Consider the following 16,210-nt stretch of genomic DNA (forward strand, 5'->3'; position numbering starts at 1 on the left):
AGAACCTCGTATTCGGTCGCCGCTTCGATCACGGCCGGTCCTATAAGGACCAAGAGCCAGCCGGACTTACCCTGTGACCGGCAGAAAACAGGGAGCATGGTCAGCCTGCAGCTGTCTCCGTTCCGTTGGGCTGTAAGAGAGGCTGAATCTACCCTTACATCAGGCGCGATTGATTTCCGGCTCCACGATGGCGAAGAGCTGGCGCAGCGCCGAGCGGCGGCCGAGCAGATCGGCGACCGTGTATTTGTCGAGCACGCTCAGGAAGGCGCGCGTGGCTTCGGCGAGGATGCCCGGCAGCCCGCAGGCGGGCGCGATCAGGCAGCCCTGGCAGTCGACGAGATCGAAACCCGCCTCGGTGTGGCGGACGAGCTCGCCCAGATTGATCTGATCGGCCGGACGCGCCAGCCGGACTCCGCCATGGCGGCCGCGCACGGTTTCGACATAGCCGGCGTGGCCGAGATCCTGGACCACCTTCATCAGGTTCGAGTGCGACAGGTCATAGATGCGCGCGATCTCGGGGATCGACGCCAGCCTGTCGTCATGCGTGCCGAGGTGGATCATCACCCGCATCGCGTAGTCGGTGTAGCGTGTGAGCTTCATGCCGGTCGGCTCTGGCGCGAGGGCGCATTCATTACATTCATCCTTGTTGCATGATTTCGTTTGCGCCGATACATTCATATAGAATGAATGATTGTGATGAGCCATGAACGCCGCGCCAATGCTGGATGAAGCCGCGCTCCCGGCGCTTCTCGCGCGATTCTACGAGAAGGTCCGGCGCGACGGGGACCTAGGTCCGCTTTTCGACGATGCCATCCATGACTGGCCCGGCCATCTTGAGCGGCTCGGGGAGTTCTGGTCGTCGGTCATGCTGGCGAGCGGGCGCTACAAGGGTAACCCAGTCGCCGTCCACCTCACGCATGCGCCCCGTATCACGCCGGAGATGTTCGAGCGCTGGCTCGGCCTGTGGGCGGAGACCACGTCGGAGATGCTTCCCGGCGCGGTGGCGGCAGCGATGCAGGCAAGGGCACGCCGGATCGCCGAGACGCTGCAGGACGCCCTGCGCGCGCATGCGGCTCGACAGGCCCACCCCCTCGGAGAGCCCGTCCGCTTCGGCCGGATCGTCTCCGCACATTGAAAGGATCACCGAGAATGACACAGCCGCTCAGCACGGAAACCATCACGCTCGTCAAGGCGACGATACCGGCGCTCGCAGCGCATGGTCCGGCCATCACCCGGACGATGTACCGGCGCCTGTTCGAACGGGATGACATCCGGGCGCTGTTCAACCAGGCGAACCAGGGCGACAGCGGCACGCAGGTCCACGCGCTGGCGGGGGCGATCCTGGCCTATGCGCAGAACATCGACAATCTCGGCGCGCTCACCTCTGCCGTCGAACGGATCGCCCAGAAGCATGTCGGCTATCACATCCTGCCCGAGCATTATCCCGTCGTCGCCGAGGCGCTGCTCGGCGCCATCTCGGAGGTGCTCGGCGAGGCGGCAACGCCCGCCATACTCACGGCCTGGGGCGAGGCCTACTGGTTCCTGGCGGAGATACTGAAGGGCCGGGAGGCACGGATCCGCGAGGAGATCGTGCAACTCGAGGGCGGCTGGGACGGCTGGCGGAAGTTCGTCGTCGCCGACAAGCGGCGCGAGAGCAGCGTGATCACCTCCTTCGTCCTGCGCCCCGCCGACGGCAAGCCGGTGCTGCGGCACAGGCCGGGCCAGTACCTGACCTTCCGCTTCGGTCCGGCCGGGGAACCGGCGATGAAGCGCAACTATTCGATCTCCTGCGCGCCGAATGGTGAGCACTACCGGATCTCGGTCAAGCGGGAGGCCGGCGGCAATGGTGGCTCGCGCTTCCTCCACGACCATGTCGCCGTCGGCGATGTGATCGAGGCGACGCCCCCGGCCGGCGAGTTCTTCCTGCCCGAGGTACCGCAGCGCCCGGTGGTGCTGCTGTCGGGCGGGGTCGGCCAGACGCCGATGGTCTCCATGGTCGAGACGATCGCGGCCGACCATCCCGAGCTCGAAGCGTATTACGTCCACGGCACCATGAGCAGCGCCACGCATGCGATGGAGGACCACGTCAAGTCACTCGCTGAGCTCCACGGACGGATCAAGATCGCGAACTTCTACAGTGAGCCGCGGGAAGGCGACGCACCCGGCGAGACCCACGACGTCACCGGCTTCATCACTGCGGACTGGCTGCGCGCCAATACCCCGCTCGACGCCGCGGACATCTTCCTCTGCGGTCCGCGGCCGTTCCTGCGCAGCCTGGTGCGTGACCTGAAGAGCGCCGGCGTGCGAGCCGACCGCATCCATTTCGAGCTGTTCGGGCCCACCGACGAAATGCTGGCCGCCTGAGCGGCGATCATGACGGATGCGGCGGCGGAATGAACCGCGCCTGCCGCCGCAGCCTCATCGGGTATGGGGCGAGGAGAGGTAATTGCTCAGCGCGAAGGCCCAGTTGGACTCGCAGCCAGTGCTCGCCAATGAAATCGACAGGCCTATGATGGCGATTGTTGCGGCTCGGACTTAGCTACGCCTCCTTTCGCGGCCTCGGTGCCGTTACTCAGCCAAGGCCTCTCTTTGGCGGATGAGGTTGTCCAGGAGGGCCTGCTGCTCTGCGATGCGTTCGGCGGCCCGTTCTTCGTCTGCTCCGCCGGAGAAGGCCGCTGCCTGTTCGATCAGTTCGGATAGGTTTTGACGAGCGATGGCAATCCGCTCATCCAATTCGATCAGCGTGACGGCATCAGGCATCTGGATTACTCCTTCTTGGACGGGACGGCTCAGAGCGTAAAGATCGACGGTCGCTAGCGCCATCTCCTCGCAACTCATCGCCCTATGAGCCCCTCTCATCCCGACCGGTTCAGCCGGGGCATCCACGGGTTTTCCGTTTTATGTTTTCCAGACGCAGCGCAGGCCTCTTCGACGGGATTAGATACTGGCCGCCAAACCCGAAGAGGGATCGTGCGAATGGCTGCTAAGATTGCCCTACCGCGGTCGGCATCGCCCGAATACTCGGTCGTCGATGTCGATCGCACGGTTTGATACATCGTGGGGCGCTCCGCCGCGGCAGAGCTAGACCTCCGGCCCCGGGAGGTTGAGTACCGTTGGCGCTACCTCGACCCTGTTTCGGCCGTTCGCCTTGGCCTGGTAAAGGGTTCGATCCGCCCGCGCGATTAAATCCGCCATGACCTCTCCGGGCGCATACTGCGCAACCCCGAAGCTGACCGTGATCCGTCCAGCCTCGTCGAAGCGGTGGTTCGCGATCGCCTGGCGGAGCTTCTCGGCGACGATACGCGCCTCCGCCGCGTTGGCGTCGGGAAGCACGACGAGGAACTCCTCTCCGCCCCAGCGCACGAGATGATCGGTGGCGCGCAGCGACCCTGCCGCCACCCGCGAAAGAGCGACGAGCACCTTGTCCCCGGTCGCGTGGCCGAAGCTGTCGTTGATCCGCTTGAAGCGGTCGATGTCGAACATCACGACGGAGAGTGCGCTCCCGGTGCGATCGGCCCGTGCCATCTCCCGCGGCAGGACGTCCTTGAGGCGAAGCCTGTTGTACAGCCCCGTCAGGGGATCCGTGATGGCCTTGATGCTCATGTCGCGCGCGAGGCCCTGAAGCTTCGACTGGGTCTCCCTTTGGGCCGCCTCGTGCATCCAGCGCTCCTTCCCGAGCAGGTACATCAGGGCGACGATCGCCGTCAGCAGGGTGATGACGATGCCGACGAAGCGCGTCGCGAAGATCTGCCGCGTGGGCTTGAGGATGATGAGCGACCAATCGGTTCCCGCGATGAACCGCCTGCGGACATAGTCGCGCGATCCCCCGAAGTTCACCCAGGCGGCGTCCTCCATCTCGGCGCTGGCTATCGGCTCGAGGTCGAGTGCGGCAAGGCTCGCCCGTTCGGCCAGCGTCGCCGGGTTGAGCGGCCAAAGGGTGCGGTTCACGGCCTCGGAGACGTTCGACATCATCACGACGCCATGCGGGTCGACGAAGAAGTAGGGCCTGTTCAAACCCGTCAGGTCACCCGCGAACCCCTCGATGGAGACCACGAGCGCCGCGGCGCCGACGGCGCGGCCCTCTCCGCCGAGGACCGGTTGCCGCGTGAAATGGACGATCATGTTGGTGGCGGCATCGAAGAGGAACCCGGCGGAAGGTTCGACAGCCCCGTCATCGTGCGCTCCGCCCACGAGTTCGCTTGCGGGTCGGTGAGCAAGAGGGCCCGCCGATGCCACGGTGGCGCCGCCCTCGTTCAGGAGATATCCCGCCTGCGCACGGCCAGCCTCGACATGGACTGCCAGTATCTCATTGGCCTGGGCGAGCACCTGTCCCTCGGCTTGCTCCAGCGCCTCCCTGACGATCGGGCTTGCCGCCAGAACCTTGGTCAGGGCGCCGGCGACATCGATCTCCCCGGCGAGACGGCTCGCCAGCAGATCGATGTCGACGGCGGCTTCGATCTCCACGTTCCGGCGATAGACGTCGCCGAGCCGCTCGGTCAGCAGCCATCCCAGCAGCAGGATCGCGAGCATGATGCCGGAAGCCCATAGGAACTGCCTGCGCAGGTAGGCCGCGAAGCTGTGCGACGAGACTTCGGAGGCGAGCTGCTGTCCCCAGATGGCCCACACCGACAGCGCGACCCAGCAGGCGAGCAGGCCGCGAATGAGCTGGATAGGAATTCCCGTGAGGCTCGTGAAGACCGCGTAGTTCGCGACGTTGGCGGGCCAGAAGGGGGCCTCGGGCACGATCACGCCAGCGGCGAGGGCATAAAGCGCGAAGGCGAGCGCCGCGGTCCGGGCGTGGAAACGACCGGTCCCGGAGAGGCGCTCAGCGAGGCGAACCAGCGCCCAGCTCGCCGCCAGCGATCCGAACAGGCCCAGCGTGTAACGGGAGGCGATGCCGGCCTCGGTCGGTCCTGCCAGGTGGCCCGTGACGACGACAAGGCCGATGACGGGAAGATAGACCCAGCGCCTCGGAGCCAAGCCTCCCAACTGGAGCCTGCCGAACTCGGCCAGGAAGACGAAGGAGGCCGTCATCACGCCGATCCGAACGGCGGCATAGGTCGGCCTGTCGCCGAGGATGAGCGCGCCGAGATCGAGCCATTCGCCCACGCCGTGGATCAGTCCGAATGCGGCAAGCATCTTCCATGAGAGCTCGTCCGGGCGGCGCCGGGAAATAGCCCAGGACGTGGCCCCCAACAGCAGGAAGGCCAGGCCATAGAAGAAGAAGATGAAATCGAGCTGGTCGTTCAGAAAGGCGGCCATGGCTGTCTTGGTCGTCCTAATCGGCAGGGGCGGGCAGGGTTCGGCCTCCGGCCAGTAGGCGGGCCAACCGATCGGCCGGCATCGGGCGCGCGAAATGGAAGCCTTGGGCAAAGCGACAGCCCTTCTCGATGAGCAGCCGCGCCATCCACTCCTCCTCGACGCCCTCGGCCACGACATCGATGCCGAGTCCCGACGCCAGGCCGATCATGGCGTCCACGATCCGGCCATCGAGCTCGCCTCGCATCCCCTGCACGAAGGATCGGTCGATCTTCAGCCGGTCGAAGGCCAGGTTCCTGAGCTGGGAGAAACTGGAATAGCCCATGCCGAAATCGTCGATGACCAGAGAGGCGCCCAACCTTCTTAACGTGTCGAGGGCGTTCATGGCCGCGCCCTCGTAGTTGAGCAGGGCGTCCTCGGTCACCTCGACCTCGAGCCGATGGGGATCGAAGTCCTCTTCCTGCAGCAGGCTCAGGAGACGCGGCGAGAGCGTTCCCTCCTTGAGCTGGGACGCGGAGAAGTTGACGCCCAGGTGGATGTCCCGGGGCCAGTCACGGGCGGACCGGAAGGCCTGGCGCATGAGCGAGAGCGTCAACTCGTTCATCAAGCCAAGGCGCTCGACCAAGGGTATGAATTCCCCGGGGCCGACGATCTCCCCGCCCTCCCGGGGCCAGCGCGCAAGCATCTCGACGCCGAAGATCACGCCCGTTGCCGTCTCCACGACCGGCTGAAACCAGGGAACCATCGCTTCCCCCGCCACGGCCGCCTTGACGTCGGCCTCCATGGCGGCTTCGAGCCGAAGTTCCCGGTCCATCCTCGCTTCGAAGAGTATCGTGCGTGCGCCCTCCGCGCCGCGGCTCAGCGCGAGCTCGGCGAGCCGGACAAGCTCGCTGGCGGAGCGTGCGTCCGCAGGGTGGGTGGATATGCCGATGCGGGTTCGCAGTTCCAAGGTCGTGGGACCGACGACGATCGGCCGATCGAGAGCCTCCAGCAGCCTCCCGGCGAGGCGCTTCGCTCCTGCCGAGGATCCGCTCGACCCCGCCGTGAAAACGCCGAACAGACCCCCTTCCAGGCGCGCTGTGACTTCCTGCGGCGCTTCCACCTTCAGACGTCTCGCGATCTCCCGCACCATCTCGTCCCTGACCGCGGCGCCATGCAGCTCCGCGACCGATCTCAGGCCGTCCACGGCCATGACCAGCACGTATGTCGACGCGTTCTGACCGCTCCGATCGAGTGCCGAGCCGAGCAGCGAAGTGAACGTGGCTCTGTTCGGCAGGCCCGTGACCAGGTCATGGCCGGCGACATGCTCGCGTTCGAGTTCGGCCTTCTCCCGAGCAGTCTCGGCGATCGAAAGCGAAACGAGGCTGTCCCGGAAGGCTACGCAGGCACGGGCGAGATCGCCGATCTCGTCCTTCCGGTCCTGGAAGCCGATGCGAACATCCCGATCGCCGCGCGAGAGACCTTCCAGCGCTCGGCCCAGCTCATCGAGGGGGCGGATAATTTGCCCATTGAAGCGCCGCCCGGCGTCGATCGCGACGGCCAGAATGGCAAGAACCATGAGAACGAGCAGAAGCCCCGCGAAGTCGACGGCTTCATCGACGTGGTTCGCATGGAGATAAGCCTGCTCGTGGAAGAGGGCCGAGAGCTCGGTGACGGCCTTGTCGGCTGCCGCGTAAAGCGCGGCTGCCTCGCCTGCGCCTCCCTGAGAGGATTCGGGCCTCGCCGGGGCGGCGCTTGCCGAGGCGACGAAGGCGCGGACCGCGGTCTCCACCCGGGCGCGATCGGCGGGAAAGACCGTCGCCGGAGGCAAGGCCCCGAACTCCCGGAGCAGACCCTCGATCGTCTCAGCCCGCTTCTCGCCTCGCTTCGATACGGCCTCCTCGGAAGACCGCGGCTCAAGCGGGCCTTCGGTCATGACCGGTATCGCCTGATCAACCCGAAGGCCGCGGACCTGATCGCCGATGCCCGCGACGATGCGGATGGCGGGGAGCCAATGATACTCGACGTCCTCCGCCTCGTTGTCGATGTCGTAGAGCACAACGGCCGCAAGGGAAGACAAGAGTATGAGCGCGGCCAGGAAAACGAAGACTGCCCCGCGCACCCGCCTTTGCATCGTCATTCGGCACCACCCGCGTCGTCGCCCTGATTTCTCTTATCATCACTTACCAATGGGCAACGTGGCCACTCTATTGGTGACACTTCGGACGTTCACGCTCTTGCGAGCCGCGGGCTTTGAGAGTCCACACTCGCCGTTATGAGATGAAGTGCCGCGCTTGGCCAAGGCGCACATCTGTCATGTAAGGCGTCTCCGCCACCGGCCATCGAAAGAGACCGGACCGCCGTGCAGGCGTCGCCTGGGTAATGCTTGTTCCCAGATGGTCGACATGCTCCGAGCGGCAATGCACTGCTAAACCAGCCTAGCAGCGTTTCAACTCATGCAATCAGCCATGGCGCACTTGGAGCCGCCCGCCAGGCGGGCGTGCCCAAACGTCAGTCGTTTGCGTCCAGCGCTCGGCGCAGTCGGCGAATTATGAGGGCTCGGGCACGGTCGTCGGCCACCGCATCGAGACGGTCGTTCATGTCGAGAACGAGCTTCGACATTTCATTGTGCCAGTCCAGGTTGACCACGGCTTCGGGCGCGAGACGTCGGCGGTGCGAGACATCAACGGGCGTCGGCACGTTCGTAGTCAGTTCATAGACGTCATCCAGGACAGGGCGGAATATCTTCGCCTCCGGAACCGTGCGCTCCGCTAGCCTTTCGAACAAGCCATCTATGGCGGGCTCCTCGCCGTGGATGAGAAATATGCCGCGTTCGATGGGCCGTCGAGACGAAATCCATCGCGAAAGTTCGGGTGCGTCGGCATGCCCCGAATATTCGTCGATATAGCGAATTCTTGCGGCAACCTTGATCTCATCGCCCTGAATCCGGACCGATCTAGCACCATCCCGAAGAAAGCGTCCAAGCGTGCCCTTGGCCTGGAAGCCTACCAACAAGACGGTAGCGTTGGCGTTCCATAGCCAGCGCTTCAGATGATGGCGGATGCGACCGGCCTCGCACATCCCACTGGCGGCGATGACTATATGGAATCCGGTCAGCCTCGAGATGGATTTGCTTTCATCTACCGATTCCGTGAATCTCAGATAGGACGAATTGAGCAGGCGACTCAGATCGATTCCCGTTTCCAAGCTTGATGAGTGTTGTCGGAAGACCTCCGTCGCGCGAATGGCGAGCGGGGAATCCAGAAAAATGGGCGCGGGTGCAACTTCCTTCGTCTCCATCAAGTCGACGAGGTCGGCGATCAGTTCCTGCGTCCGCTCAACGGCGAACGCAGGGATGATAAGCGCGCCGCCGGCCTTCGACGCGTCGAGAACCTCAGCGGCGAGACGGTGCCGTCGGGCCTGGGCGGTGACCGGCGGTCGGTCGGTATCGCCGTAGGTCGCTTCGGAAATGACGTAGTCGAATCCGGCCGGAGCCTGGGGGCTGGGCTGAAGCAACTTCGCGTCGGGGCCGATGTCTCCGGAGGCCAGCACTCGCAAGGGGGTCGCGTCCGAGCCCTTCTCGATAAACTCGATCTCTATCGACGCCGAGCCGAGAAGGTGGCCTGCGTTCCAGTACCGCGCCCGAACTGACGTCGCGACGTCCACCCATGCTTCGTACTCAACGGGCCGGAAATATGCGAGCGAAGCGACGGCATCGGCTTGGGTATAAATGGGGGTTACCGTTGGGCGTCCTCGAGCGGCGTTACGCCTGTTGAGCGTGACGACTTCGGATTCCTGGATGCTTCCTGCATCCGGCAGCATGAAGGAGCACAGATCGATGGTGCCGCGCGTCGCGAAGATCCGACCTCGAAATCCTTCCCGCACCAGCTTTGGCAGAAGCCCGCTGTGGTCGATATGCGCGTGGGTGAGAAGCACGGCGTCGACCTGCGATGGACGAAATGGGAAGGCTCCGTAGTTGAGCGCCTTCAGGGTCTTCGGGCCCTGAAAGAGGCCGCAATCGACGATGACCCGGCTGGACGATGTCTCGAACAGAAAGCAGGACCCGGTTACGGTCCGCGCGGCGCCGCAAAATCGAAGAGTAACGCTCAACGCTCGGCTCCCTGAAGCTCTCGATGCAATGCCGCGATAAGGACGCTATCGAGCGCAATTGCATTCGTAGGGTGTGGAATGCTGGATGTGGACCGGACACTTCGTATTCCGAAATTCGCGAAAGTATCGACCAATCCCTCGTCAAAGAGCGCGTGGATGATGATTGCGTCCATCTTGCTCGCGCCTGCTCTCGCGAGGGCCTTCGCGCATGCGATCAGGGTGCCGCCGGATGAGACGATGTCATCGACGATGAGAACCGGCCGCCCCGCAAACATGGCGTCGTTCGCAAATCCGATGTCGACGGTTTCGTCGCCGCGCCGGACCTTCGTTGCGACCGCAACATCGAGGTGAAGCCGTTCTGCGAGATCCGCTACCCAGCGCCGGGACTCCGCGTCCGGTCCCACCACTATCGTCCCTTGGTCGTAACCGACGGAGCTTAACGTGTCCGCGACCGCCGGCATGGCTGACAGATCGTCGGCGTCCCCACCCGGAAAGACAGCCTGGATGTCGGCGACCCGGTGAAGATGGGCATTGACGGAGACGATGCGATCGAAGACGTCGGCAAGCAATTTGCCGATCGCCCGTTGGCTGATGGCCTGTCCAGGTTCGAAGGCCGCATCCTGGCGCATGTAGCACATGTAGGGAGCGACGAGGACAAGTCGCTCCGCCCCTTCCCGCCGCAACGCCTCCACCGCAAGGAGGAGGGCCACAAGCTTCTCATTGGGTCGGTCGAGTGACGAGTAGATTATCGTCGTCGCGGCGGCGGGGCCAACGGTTACTAGGAACTCCTCGTCCGGAAAGCGGTGCAGCGCTATCTCATGCGCCGCAATTCCCATACTCCGCGCCAATCGCATGGCGTCACGCCCGGCGCCGGGCAAGTATTGAAGGGCGACACTGGTCATGCCTGCGGCCCATCGGGTTCCGACATTGCATCCTGGATCACGTAGCCGTTCTCCGACCTGGCCGCCCCAACCGCAAGGTCGTGTTCGGCATGGTCGAATGAATGGATGCGATACAGCGGTTCGCCCCTTTCCACGCGATCGCCGATCTTCTTGAAGACCTTGATGCCGGCTCCCTTGTCGATCGGCGCCCCGGCGATGCGCGCCAGACGGTTCAGACGCAGGCAGTTGATTGAAGACACTATTCCGTCTGCGGACGCGGCTATGTCCGTGGTCAGGTCGCCCAGATCGGTTCGGCAAGTCGAAGGACCCTGCGCGTCGATCAATTTCTCCATCTGTCTGAGTGCAGCGCCATTGTCGAGAAGTTCGCGAGCCCTCGCGTAACCGGTACCGCCGCGCAGTTCGGGATCATACTCGAGAAGATGAGCGGCGAGCCGCAACGATTTCTCGCGCAGATCGCGGGGCGCATCGCCATCATTTGACAGCACCGCCATTACGTCGTGCGCTTCGAGCACGGGACCAATCCCATTGCCGATTGGTTGGCGACCATCCGTCATCACCACCTCGATGGAAATCCCGAAATGGTCACCTACGAACTCGAAAAGCTTCTTGAGCCGCAAGGCCTCCATCGTTGTTGTGACCTTGGCTGCGGGGCCGACCGGGAGATCGATCAGCAGGTGGGTCGATCCTGCCGCGATCTTTTTCGACATGATCGAGGCCACCATTTGCTCGCGAGTATCTATGCTGAGCGGGCGTTCGACGGAAATGAGAACGTCGTCGGCGGGTGACAGATTCACATGCCCACCCCAGATGAGACAGCCGTGACACGCCGCGACCACCTCCTTCATCTCGTCGACCTTGAGGTCGACGCGGGCGAGGACCTCCATCGTGTCGGCGGTCCCGGCCGGAGAGGTTATGGCCCGCGACGATGTCTTGGGGATCGTCAATCCATGTGCCGCCACGATCGGCACAACGATCATCGACGTACGATTGCCGGGAATTCCGCCTATGCAATGCTTGTCGACGATGACCGGCTTGTCCCATTTGATCTGCGTGCCTGCCTGAGCCATTGCCTGCGCCAGGGCGAGAAGCTCGCTGCTGGTCATGAAGCTGGCTGAGCTGATCAGGAATGCGGCGATCTCCATGTCGGAATAACGGTAGTGGGCGACGTCATCGATGATCGCATGGATGTCCGCGTCGCTCAGGCTATGGCCCTGGATTTTCGCGCGCACCGCATCCAGGCTATTCGGTTGTTGTGCGGGATTGACCGTGACGTAGCTCCCGGCGGGTTCGCCGAACCGTCGGAATGCCGGGTCAGCCAAACCGAGCTCGTCGGGGCCTACCAGCAAATCATCGTCCGTGAGCAGCAGTGTCGCCAGCAGTTCCTTCGAGTCGGTTCGAAGCTCGACACGGCTGAACCCCCGGAATACCTCGGGCCGGAGCGCCCTGGAGCGCCGCGAAATCACTGCGACGTTTTCGCGGCCGGTATCGAGATCGACGCGGCGGATCTTCAGCTTTGGACGTGTCGGGGTTACGGCATTCATCGGGGTCAAATCCTGGGACTTCTTGCTGCCGCCGGTCTGCACGAGATCGTTCGCCGCAGATCATTACGATCATGACAATATCCAGCCATCGAATCTCGACGTCGATCGGCAAAATTGCCCTTTTTCCGTCCGGTGGTGGTGCCGATGCCCGCGTACCCTGCCGACTGCCGTTCAGCCGCCGTCCGACGGCACGCCGGTCGGGAAGCGCTCGAGCGCGGCGATCACCTCCTCGTCGCTCACCTGACTGAAGTCTCGGTAGAAGCAGCCGATCGCCCTGAACGGCTCGGGCGTGTCCAGGCAGACGATGTCGTCGACCTCGGGCCTCAATTCCGAAAGCGAGTCGGCAGCGGCCACGGGAACCGCGAGCACCAGCCTGGAAGGTCCACGCTGCCGGATGGCCCGCAGGGCGGCCCTCATCGTCGCGCCGGTGGCGATGCCGTCATCGACGACGATCACAACCCGTCCGGCCAGCGGCGCGCGGGCGCGCCCGCCCAGATAGCGGGTCTTGCGGCGCTCGATCTCCGCCATCTCCTCGCGGCACGCCCGCTGGAACGCGGCCTCGCTCACCTGGGCATGGGCAATGATCGCCTCGTTGCGCACGACGAGCGGATCGGCGCCGTCGACCACCGCGCCGATGGCGAGCTCGCGCTGCCACGGCAGGCCGATCTTGCGCACCAGCAGGAGATCGAGCGGCGCGCCGAGCGCCTGCGCGACCTCGGCGGCCACCGGGACGCCCCCGCGCGGCAGCGCCAGGACGACGGGATGGCGCTGGCGGTAGATCGCGAGCGCCTCGGCCAATCGGCGCCCGGCGTCGACGCGGTCCGCGAACATCATCCGCCCGCCCTCCTTGGCTCAACTGCGGGCTGCCCGCCATGGCCGTGGATCAGGTGCCGCTCGAACCAGGCTCCGGCCGCCGCTGTCACGGCGGCGAGGGCGCCGGGCTCGGAAAACAAATGCGTGGCACCGGGCACCAGAACCATCGCCTTCTCGCCGCCAAGCCGGGCGAGCGCCGCACGGTTCAGTTCGATGACCTGCGTATCGTCGCCGCCGACGATCAGGAGTGTGGGGGCCGTCACGGTAGCGAGCGCTTCACCGGCGAGGTCGGGCCGCCCGCCGCGCGACACGATGGCACCAATGCGCGCGCCGAGCAGGCTCGCCGCGACCAGGGCCGCCGCCGCGCCGGTGCTGGCGCCGAAGAGGCCGACCGGAAGACCCCTCAACTCGGCCACGTCGTCGACCCATTCGAGCGCGGCGGCGAGGCGATCCGCCAGCAGCGGGATATCGAATACGTTGGCGCGGTCCTCGCTCTCCTCCGGCAGAAGAAGGTCGAACAGCAACGTCGCCATGTGCCTCTGGGTCAAGGCTTCGGCCACCTGTCGGTTGCGTGGGCTGAGCCGGCTCGATCCGCTGCCATGGGCGAAAACGACCAGCGCGCGCGGCAGGGGCGGAAGACCGAGCGTGCCCACGAGCCCAAGCGCTCCGATGCGTACCTCGCGCCGCTGGGCCTCGATCGGGCCATCCGCGCCAGTCGTGCCCTTGACCTTCTCCATCATGGCCTCCTCGGCTGCCCGTCATGGTATGGTGGTCGCATGGCGGATCGGGGCATTGACCCGCGTCAAAAGCGAGATCGGCCGATATTCCCAGGATGGCCTTATGGCCGAGACGCTGCATCCCCGACCGTGCGAGGCGAGCTTCGGGCTCGCGGAAAAGGTCGGCTTCCTGTCCGACGGGCGGAATCTTCCCGATCATCCCGGCAGCGTCGAGGCGCGCGAGACCCACATGTCGTGGGTCTTCCTCACGCAGAATCGAGTCTACAAGCTGAAGAAGCCGGTGCGCTTTCCCTATCTCGACTTTTCGACGCTGGAGCGCCGCGCAGCGATCTGCCAAGCCGAGGACCGACTGAACCGACGCCTCGCACCCGACGTCTATCTCGGCGTCGTGCCGCTGACGGCGAATGCCTCCGGGCTCACGGTCGGGGGAAGGGGAGAGACGGTCGACTGGCTGGTGGTGATGCGGCGGCTCGACGCGGCGGAGAGCCTGGAAACGCTATTGCTGGAACGGCGGCTGCGGCCCGCTCAGATCGACCAGGTCGCCTCCGCGCTGCGGCAGTTCTATGGTCATGCCCGCCATGTCCCCATATCGGTGGAGCGCCATCTGGGGGATTGGCGGCACGCGATCGAGGCGAACGGTCGCGTGCTGCTGGATTCACGATTTCGCTTGCCGGTCGGTCCGATCGGCAGGACTCTCGCCGCCCAGCGGCGCTTCCTCGACGCTCGCGCCGACGCCCTCGCCGCGAGGGTTCGAGATGGACGGATCGTCGACGCTCATGGCGATCTGCGGCCGGAGCATGTCTGGCCGATCCGGCCGATCACGATCATCGACTGCCTCGAATTCGACGCCCGCCTGCGGGCTCTCGACCCGCTGGACGAGGTCGCCTTCCTGCATCTCGAATGCGAACGGCTCGGCGCCCGCTGGGCGGGCGAACGCCTTCGCCGACGCCTTGCCGCGCGGCTGGGGGATGACCCATCCTCCGGCCTGTTCCTTTTCTACCGCAGCCATCGCGCCCTGCTGCGGGCGCGGCTTTCCATCGCTCATCTTTACGACGCCGCGCCGCGCACGCCGGATAAGTGGCCGCGTCAGGCGCGGGCCTATCTGAAGCTTGCGACCCGGGACGCGGCGCGGCTCGATCGCATGCTCAGAACACCATGAGGTCGGTCAGCGGGGCGCCGACGTGCAGGCGACGGATCGTCTCGGCCAGGAGCGGCGCAGCGCCGACCAGATCGAGCTTCTCGCGCACGGTGCCGGTCGGCAGGCGGAAGGGCGGCACGCTGTCGGTGGCGATGATGCGCTCTATCGCCGGATCGGCCAGCGCTTCGGCCGCTCCTTCCATGAACAGGCCATGGGCGACGCAGGCGATCACCCGCCGACCGCCCCCATCCAATGCGGCCCGCGCCGCGCGCACCAACGTGCCACCGGTGCTGATGAGATCGTCGACGACGATGCAGGTGGCATCGCGTACCTCGCCGACGAAAAGGTCGCCGGAGACCACCCCGGCGCTGCGGTGCTTCTCGGCGAAAGCCTTGCCGACCGGTCGGCCGATGGCGGCTTCCAGCACCTGGCGGAAGAGGTCGGCGCGCTTCCCGCCGCCGAGATCGGGCGAGACGACGCAGAGCGGCTCGTCGCCGATCAGCGGGCGGAGCCGCTCGACCAGCAAGGGGGCCGCGCTCAGCGCCACCGCGCGGCAGCGGAAGGCGTTCTCGAAGGCGCTCTCGTTGTGCACCTCGAGAGCGACCACCGCGTCCGTGCCCATCGCCTCGAACAACGCCGCAACGTAGCGCGTCGTCACCGGGTCGTTGGGCTTGGTGCGACGATCCTTTCGCGCGTAACACAGATATGGAACCACGGCGGTGACGCGTGCGGCGCCGGCGTCCCTGACTGCGGCGAGGAAGAACAGGAGACGGCACAGCTTATCGTTGGCGCTGGCCAGGGGACCGCCATGCAGGCCGTGCAGGACGTAAACGTCGGCGTCGGCAACGCAGGCGAGCGGCCGCGCCTTGTGCTCGCCGTCCTCGAACTCCCGCTCCTCATGCGCGGCGAGGCCGATGCCGAGCCGGTCGGCCACCGCCTGGCCCAACGCGTCGCTTCCGGCCAGTGCGAAGAGCCGCAGCTTTGCCGTCCGATCGGCGGGACGGTGGAGCGCATCCGAGGCGTGTTGCATCGCGCTATTCCTCGAAGCCGGGCGACCGTTCCGGAGGAGCCGGACGATCGACCATTGCTTGCGGATCCGGAACCTCCGGCGCCTCTCGTTCAACTTCGACGGGTTCCTCGGCAACCACCTTCGGCGCCTCGTCGGCGTCCTCGGTGTACGAGTACTGGCCTCTCCGGCGCGATGCCGGTCGCCTGGGTTCCGTTTCCCCGCCCTGCTTCCACATGGCCCTGTCCTTCCGCGCAGCGCTCACCGATAGACGAGAACCGGCAGCTTCGAGTGGGTCAGTACCTTCTGGGTCACGCTGCCGAGGACCAGCGCGGCGACGCCGCGTCGGCCGTGCGAGGCCATGGCGATGAGGTCGCAGCCGCGGGCGGCGGCGGTCTCGATGATGGCGAGATAGGGATCGTCGCCCTGCAGCTGGATCACGTCACAGGGAACGCCCAGTTGCCGGGCCTCGTGCTCCGCGGCGGCGAGATACTCTCCCGCCTTGATCCGCGCCCTCGTCTCGTAATCGGCACGGGTGGCCTCGATCTGATCCGGCGAGAGCGTGAACGCGTGGAAAGGCTCCACCACCGTCAGAACCGTGGCCTTGGCGCCCGCGTCGCGGGCGAAGGCGAGGGCGGATTGTAGCGCGACGGTCGAAAGAGGCGAGCCGTCGGTGGGAACGAGGACATGGCCGAACATGATGCGTCTCCTGTCGCGACAGCTTC

Annotated in this window: 14 protein-coding genes; 3 read left to right on the plus strand and 11 right to left on the minus strand. The window is 65.5% G+C overall.

Features of this window, described 5'->3' with window-relative positions; translation table 11 throughout:
* Positions 1 to 159: 159 nt before the first annotated feature.
* Entirely contained in the window at positions 160 to 600 is a 441-nt protein-coding gene (locus tag SNOV_RS05905) for an Rrf2 family transcriptional regulator (protein WP_013166003.1), read from the minus strand.
* A 103-nt stretch (positions 601 to 703) separates the two neighbouring features.
* On the opposite strand from SNOV_RS05905, the gene SNOV_RS05910 reads away from it, so the two are divergent.
* Both SNOV_RS05910 and hmpA read left to right on the plus strand, forming a co-directional pair.
* Complete coding sequence (locus tag SNOV_RS05910) at positions 704 to 1,135, plus strand: group III truncated hemoglobin (protein ID WP_013166004.1); 432 nt, start codon at positions 704 to 706, stop codon at positions 1,133 to 1,135.
* Positions 1,136 to 1,149: 14 nt separating this feature from the next.
* Entirely contained in the window at positions 1,150 to 2,364 is a 1,215-nt protein-coding gene (gene hmpA, locus SNOV_RS05915) for an NO-inducible flavohemoprotein (protein ID WP_013166005.1), read from the plus strand.
* A 204-nt stretch (positions 2,365 to 2,568) separates the two neighbouring features.
* Here the strand turns inward: hmpA and SNOV_RS05920 are convergent, their stop codons facing one another.
* The 8 genes from SNOV_RS05920 to SNOV_RS05955 form a co-directional block, all read right to left on the minus strand.
* Positions 2,569 to 2,760: a hypothetical protein gene (locus SNOV_RS05920; RefSeq protein WP_013166006.1), complete on the minus strand. Its 192-nt coding sequence runs from the start codon at positions 2,758 to 2,760 to the stop codon at positions 2,569 to 2,571.
* A gap of 321 nt (positions 2,761 to 3,081) precedes the next feature.
* A complete protein-coding gene (locus SNOV_RS24050; protein ID WP_013166007.1) occupies positions 3,082 to 5,262 on the minus strand; it encodes a GGDEF domain-containing protein in 2,181 nt (726 codons plus the stop codon).
* A 16-nt stretch (positions 5,263 to 5,278) separates the two neighbouring features.
* A complete protein-coding gene (locus tag SNOV_RS05930) occupies positions 5,279 to 7,378 on the minus strand; it encodes a putative bifunctional diguanylate cyclase/phosphodiesterase (RefSeq protein WP_013166008.1) in 2,100 nt (699 codons plus the stop codon).
* A gap of 371 nt (positions 7,379 to 7,749) precedes the next feature.
* Positions 7,750 to 9,348 (minus strand): MBL fold metallo-hydrolase RNA specificity domain-containing protein, encoded by a 1,599-nt coding sequence (locus tag SNOV_RS05935; RefSeq protein ID WP_013166009.1) that lies wholly within the window; start codon positions 9,346 to 9,348, stop codon positions 7,750 to 7,752.
* Positions 9,345 to 10,250, minus strand: coding sequence for a ribose-phosphate pyrophosphokinase (locus SNOV_RS05940; RefSeq protein ID WP_013166010.1), 906 nt, complete (start codon positions 10,248 to 10,250; stop codon positions 9,345 to 9,347). Before SNOV_RS05940 ends, SNOV_RS05935 begins: the two co-directional genes overlap by 4 nt.
* Positions 10,247 to 11,791, minus strand: coding sequence for a thymidine phosphorylase family protein (locus SNOV_RS05945; protein WP_013166011.1), 1,545 nt, complete (start codon positions 11,789 to 11,791; stop codon positions 10,247 to 10,249). Before SNOV_RS05945 ends, SNOV_RS05940 begins: the two co-directional genes overlap by 4 nt.
* A 171-nt stretch (positions 11,792 to 11,962) precedes the next feature.
* A complete protein-coding gene (locus SNOV_RS05950) occupies positions 11,963 to 12,625 on the minus strand; it encodes a phosphoribosyltransferase (protein ID WP_013166012.1) in 663 nt (220 codons plus the stop codon).
* The gene (locus SNOV_RS05955; RefSeq protein WP_144295951.1) at positions 12,622 to 13,344 is read right to left on the minus strand and encodes a dienelactone hydrolase family protein; all 723 of its coding nucleotides are present in this window, start codon (positions 13,342 to 13,344) and stop codon (positions 12,622 to 12,624) included. The genes SNOV_RS05950 and SNOV_RS05955 overlap by 4 nt, the downstream gene beginning before the upstream one ends.
* A gap of 100 nt (positions 13,345 to 13,444) precedes the next feature.
* Between SNOV_RS05955 and SNOV_RS05960 the strand changes: the two genes are divergently transcribed.
* Positions 13,445 to 14,500 carry a hypothetical protein gene (locus tag SNOV_RS05960; RefSeq protein WP_013166014.1) on the plus strand — a complete coding sequence of 352 codons (1,056 nt, stop codon included), beginning with the start codon at positions 13,445 to 13,447 and terminating at the stop codon, positions 14,498 to 14,500.
* On the opposite strand, the gene SNOV_RS05965 is transcribed toward SNOV_RS05960, so the two are convergent.
* Both SNOV_RS05965 and SNOV_RS05970 read right to left on the minus strand, forming a co-directional pair.
* Complete coding sequence (locus SNOV_RS05965) at positions 14,487 to 15,509, minus strand: ribose-phosphate diphosphokinase (RefSeq protein WP_013166015.1); 1,023 nt, start codon at positions 15,507 to 15,509, stop codon at positions 14,487 to 14,489. The two genes, SNOV_RS05960 and SNOV_RS05965, sit on opposite strands and share 14 nt — an antisense overlap.
* Positions 15,510 to 15,746: 237 nt before the next feature.
* A complete protein-coding gene (locus tag SNOV_RS05970; protein ID WP_013166016.1) occupies positions 15,747 to 16,184 on the minus strand; it encodes a universal stress protein in 438 nt (145 codons plus the stop codon).
* Positions 16,185 to 16,210: the final 26 nt, after the last annotated feature.

The organism is Ancylobacter novellus DSM 506 (genome assembly GCF_000092925.1).
Classification (GTDB): Bacteria; Pseudomonadota; Alphaproteobacteria; order Rhizobiales; family Xanthobacteraceae; genus Ancylobacter; species Ancylobacter novellus.